We start from the raw sequence: 4,936 nt of genomic DNA on the forward strand, positions 1-4,936 counted from the left end.
CAGGACACGGTGACCGTCGGCACGCAGCCGGGCCACCGTCTCGTCGGCGTTCGCCCGAGGCCGGCGGCCAGCGGGGTACGCCCACCGGTGCGCAACCCGGCGAGCCGCAGCACCCCCACCTCATGGCTCGACGTGGGCGGCAGCACCTGATCCGCGGTCGACCCCCGGAAGGTGATCATGCCGATCCGGTCCCGCCGCTGGTACGCGTCCCGCAGCAGCGAAAGCACAGCGGTCTTGACGACGGTCATCCGCTTCCGTGCGGCCATCGACCCGGACGCGTCCACGACGAACAGGACCAGGTTGGCCTCACGCCCGACATGCACGGCCTCCCGCAGGTCACGCGGCTGCACCACCCCCATCCGGCGCACGGCTTCGGCCCGCCTGCCCGCCGGAGAAGCGGCACCGGAGACAGGCGGCCGGCCGGCCTGCGCACCCGCCGCGGCAATTCGACGCGCCGGCGGCGGAACGATCACGGGTCCGGTAAGGGCACCGCGGTGGATGGCAGCTCGCAAAGTGGCCGGCAGATGCGGCGCACCGGCGAGCTTGCCGCGCGGAACCCGCGAGCCGACCACCCGTCCACGCCGCGCGAAGGCCGGCGACCGACGCCCGGCATGCCCGCCCTCGCCGCGAGCAGAGATCCGCAGCGTCCGCGGCCGGTAGGCGACACCCGCCTGAGCCGCCGCACCCCCGCTCACCTTGCGCTGCTCATCAGCCGGCGCCTCAGCGGCGGCATCCCCCGGAGCCTGCTCAACCGGCCCGGAAGGCTCGTCACTTCGCGGAGACCCGCCGGAGCCGGGACCGCCGGAGCCAGGAGCGCCGGAGCCGGGACCGCCGGAATCCGGACCACCAGAGTCAGCCCCGCCAGAATCGGGACCGCCGGAATCAGGACCACCGGAATCAGGACCACCGGAATCAGGCCCGTCAGGACCATCACCAGGCGGCGGATCGTCGTCCGGATCATCCTGAGCGGCCTGGTCCAGCGCCTCTTCCAACCGCTCCTCATCCGTACCCGGCGGATCAAGCGGATCCTTACGACGCCGATGCGGCAACGCCAGCCGCGCCGCATCCCGAATGTCCTCGGCCGTCACCCGATCGCGGCCGTGCCACGCTGCCAGGGCCACTGCACACCGCGCCACGACGATGTCCGCGCGCATCCCGTCGACGCCGTAGGCCAGGCACACCCGGGCGATCCGGTCCAGCTCAGCGTCCGGCAGCTGCACGAACGGCACCCGCTCCCGAGCCGCCAGGATCCGCTCGGCCAGGGCTTTCTCGTCGGCCGCGAACCGGGCCGCGAACGCCTCCGGGCCGGCCTCGTACGCCAGCCTCCGCCGGACCACCTCGGCCCGCAGCTTCGCGTCGCGCGGGGCGGCGACCGTCACGACCAGGCCGAACCGGTCGACCAGCTGCGGGCGGGGCTCGCCCTCCTCGGGGTTCATCGTGCCGACCAGCAGGAACCGGGCCGCGTGCTTGACCGACACCCCGTCGCGCTCGACGTGGGCGCGGCCCATCGCCGCCGCGTCGAGCAGCAGATCCACCAGGTGGTCCGGCAGCAGGTTGACCTCGTCGACGTAGAGAGCGCCGCGGTGGGCCGCGGCGAGCAGACCCGGCTCGTACGCCTTGACGCCGTCCGCGAGCGCACGCTGGATCTCCAGGGTGCCGACGACCCGGTCCTCGGTGGCACCGACGGGCAGCTCGACCAGCGTGGCGGGACGGTGGCCGTGCGGCGCGCCGGGCTCGTGCGGTCCGTCGGGGCAGCCGGGGTCGGGCGCCGCGGGGTCACAGGCGAAGCGGCAGCCGCGGACCACGTCGACCTCGGGCAACAGGGTGGCCAGGGCGCGGACGACCGTCGACTTGGCCGTGCCCTTCTCGCCGCGGACCAGGACCCCGCCCACGGCGGGGGACACAGCGGTCAGCAGCAGCGCGAGCCGCAGGTCGTCGAGGCCGACGACGGCAGAGAACGGGTACGGCGTCACGCCCGGTCCTTTCCGCGGGTCCGCGCCCGCGTGTGGAAGGTACGAGCGGCCGGAGTCTCCTGACTTCCGGGGACGAACCCCGGTCACAGTGGCGGGACCGTCCCGGTCTCCCACCGGGTTCCTCCACTGCCGCTCGCGAGCCACTCTTTCTCACGGCCCGGCACGCCGTCAACGCGGGGCCGCGTGGGCATCCTCACCACCCGGCCCACGCCCAGCTCAACGCCCCCGGCCCGGCCGCCGGCCCTCGGTCGGAAGGATCCCGGGCCGGCCGCCGGGCCGGGAAAGGCCACGGGCCGGGAAAGGCCCCGGGCGGGGAACAGCCGCTCAGCCGACCCCCGGCAGCGCCTTCTCCGTGTCCGGCAGCGGCTCCGGAGCGAGCTTGTCCAGCTCCTTGAGCACATCCGTGACCGCCAGCGCCGACTGCTCCACCAGCGGCCGCATCCGCCGGTACAGGTCGGCGTTCTTCGGGTCCGGCCGTTCGTGCTCGGTGATCGCCACCAGCGCCGCCGCCTCGTCCAGGTCGGGCAGCTCGCCCAGCGCGTGCCGGGCCAGCAGGCAGGCGCCCAGCGCCGTCCCCTCCGGCGTGTCGGCGATCGCCACCGGCAGGTCCAGCGCCGCGGCCAGGATGCCGACCCACAGCTCCGAGGCGACCGCCCCGCCGGTGGCCCGGACCTCGGTCATCGCGATGCCCTCGTCGGCGAACGTGTCCCGGACCAGCGCCAGCTGCTGGCACACCCCCTCGACCGCGGCCCGGACCAGGTGGCAGCACCAGCGTGGCCGTCACCGGCGCGACCGCCGTCGGCGTCGACGTATCGCAGAAGCTCACCGCCGCCCTGCCCCGGTACCTGGGCGTGGTGATCGGGCTGTCGTTCCTGTTGCTGCTGCTGGCGTTCCGCTCGGTGCTGGTGCCGTTGAAGGCGGCCGCCGGTTTCCTGCTGACCACGGGGGCCACCTTCGGCATCACGGTCGCGGTCTTCCAGCTGGGCCGGGCGGCGGACCTGTTCGGCGTGGACCGGCCGGGGCCGCTGGTCAGCTTCCTGCCGATCATCATGACCGGGGTGCTCTTCGGGCTGGCCATGGACTACGAGGTGTTCATCGTGTCCCGCGTACGCGAGGACTTCGTGCACGCCGGGCCCCCGAGTGACGCGACCGCGACCGCGGCGACCGTGGCCGGGGTCGGGCACGGCGCCCGGGTGGTGACCGCCGCGGCGCTGATCATGGCGGCCGTCTTCGGCGGGTTCGTGCTGATCGACGACCCGACCATCAAGGCGATCGGCTTCGGGCTGGCGCTCGGGGTGCTCATCGACGCGTTCGTCGTACGGATGACGCTGGTGCCCGCCGTGCTGACCCTGCTGGGCCGCCGGGCCTGGGCCTTCCCGCGCTGGCTGGACCGGATCACGCCGCGGGTGGACATCGAGGGCGACAGCCTGCACCGGCCGGAGCCGGCCGACGCTCCCGAGCTGGTCAGACTCTGACGAAGCAGGTGCCGGCGGTGACCCGCTCGTCGTGCACCCGGTGCGCCCGGCGCAGCAGGTCCATCAGCGCGTCCTCCTGGCGGATCCGGGCCCGATACTTCTCCGGCAGCCGCTTGAGGTGCGCCTCCTCGTCGAGCAGCTTGTGGTAGATCTCGTCGCAGTAGCGCGGGTCGGTCTCGATGTCGAGGAACTCGGTCGCGTGCCGCCGCGCCGCCGCGACGTACGTCTGCGCCCGGCCCTTGGGGCTGAGCAGCGACGCGATCACCGTGATGATCAGCACGCCGATGATGAAGGCCAGCGAGGCCCCGGTGCTGATCTCGACCACGTCGATGTGCTCGCCGCCGTTGATGAAGGGCACATTGTTCTCGTGGAGGGCGTGCAGGATCAGCTTCACGCCGATGAAGGCCAGGATCGCGGCCAGCCCGTACGAGAGGTAGATGAGCCGGTCCAGCAGCCCGTCCAGCAGGAAGTAGAGCTGGCGCAGGCCCAGCAGCGAGAACGCCGTGGCCGTGAAGACCAGGTAGACGCTCTGGGTGAGACCGAAGATGGCCGGGATCGAGTCCAGCGCGAACAGGATGTCGGTGCCGCCGATCGCCACCATGACCAGGAGCATCGGGGTCAGCACCCGCTTGCCGTCCTGGACGGTGAACAGCTTGTCGCCGTCGTAGTCGTCGGAGGTGCGCAGGAAACGCCGGGCGAGCCGGATGATGACGTTGTCGGCCGACCGGTCCTCACTGTCGTCGCCCTTGAGCAGGTTGCCCGCGGTGATCAGCAGGATCAGGCCGAACAGGTAGAAGACCCAGGCGAACGAGTTGATCAGCGCCGCGCCCAGGAAGATGAAGCCGGTCCGGGCGATCAGCGAGAAGACGATGCCGAAGAGCAGCACCTTCTGCTGGTCGGCCCGCGGCACCTTGAAACTGTTGAGCAGCACCAGGAAGACGAAGAGGTTGTCGACCGACAGCGCCTTCTCGGTCACCCAGCCTGCGAAGTACTCCGCGCCCATGTCGCGGCCGCCGAAGATGAACACCCCGAAGCCGAAGACGATGGCCAGGCCGACGTAGACCGCGGACCAGGCCCCGGCCTCGCGCAGCGTCGGGATGTGCGCGCGCCGGACGTGGAAGTAGAAGTCGAAGAGGACGAGCCCGAGGATCCCCACCACGGTCAAGGCCCAGACCAGACCGGACACCTGCATGCCACCACGCTCCACGGAGTCTCGGTCGATCGGCGAGATCCATCATCCTAGGGGGACGACCGGCGTCACCGGACCTTGGTCGTGTCGTCCGTCACGGCCGCCTTCAGCTGCGCCTCGGTGAGGAAAAGAGTCCCGGTCAGGTCCGCGCCGCGCAGGTCCGCCCCGCGCAGGTCGGCGCCGGTGACGTCGGCCCAGCGGAGATCCGCGCCGCGCAGGTCCGCACCGATCAGCAGGGCTCCGCGCAGGCTCGCGCCGCGCAGGTCGGCGCCCTTGAGCCGGCGACCGATGAGGTTGGC

At 72.3% G+C, this 4,936-nt stretch carries 3 protein-coding genes, 2 pseudogenes and 1 riboswitch; of the genes and pseudogenes, 1 reads left to right on the forward strand and 4 read right to left on the reverse strand.

The annotated features are described in order from the left end of the window. A partial coding sequence (locus AB0C29_RS33415; protein ID WP_360828780.1) for an ATP-binding protein occupies positions 1-1,973 on the reverse strand: 1,973 nt, incomplete at its 3' end. A gap of 30 nt (positions 1,974-2,003) precedes the next feature. Next, positions 2,004-2,132: riboswitch (cobalamin riboswitch) on the reverse strand. 165 nt (positions 2,133-2,297) lie between these two features. After that, positions 2,298-2,708, reverse strand: coding sequence for an FGGY-family carbohydrate kinase (locus tag AB0C29_RS33420; RefSeq protein ID WP_360828783.1), 411 nt, complete (start codon positions 2,706-2,708; stop codon positions 2,298-2,300). A 38-nt stretch (positions 2,709-2,746) separates the two neighbouring features. Between AB0C29_RS33420 and AB0C29_RS33425 the strand changes: the two are divergent. Then, a pseudogene (locus AB0C29_RS33425) lies at positions 2,747-3,448 on the forward strand (MMPL family transporter); the annotation flags it as partial. Positions 3,449-3,674: 226 nt separating this feature from the next. On the opposite strand, the pseudogene AB0C29_RS33430 reads toward AB0C29_RS33425, so the two are convergent. Next, positions 3,675-4,640, reverse strand: a pseudogene (locus AB0C29_RS33430) (TerC/Alx family metal homeostasis membrane protein); the annotation flags it as partial. Between the two features lie 65 nt (positions 4,641-4,705). After that, positions 4,706-4,936 (reverse strand): pentapeptide repeat-containing protein (locus AB0C29_RS33435; RefSeq protein WP_360828786.1); only part of this gene is annotated, 231 nt, incomplete at its 5' end.

This window comes from Actinoplanes sp. NPDC048791 (assembly GCF_040650095.1).
Classification (GTDB): domain Bacteria; phylum Actinomycetota; class Actinomycetes; order Mycobacteriales; family Micromonosporaceae; genus Actinoplanes.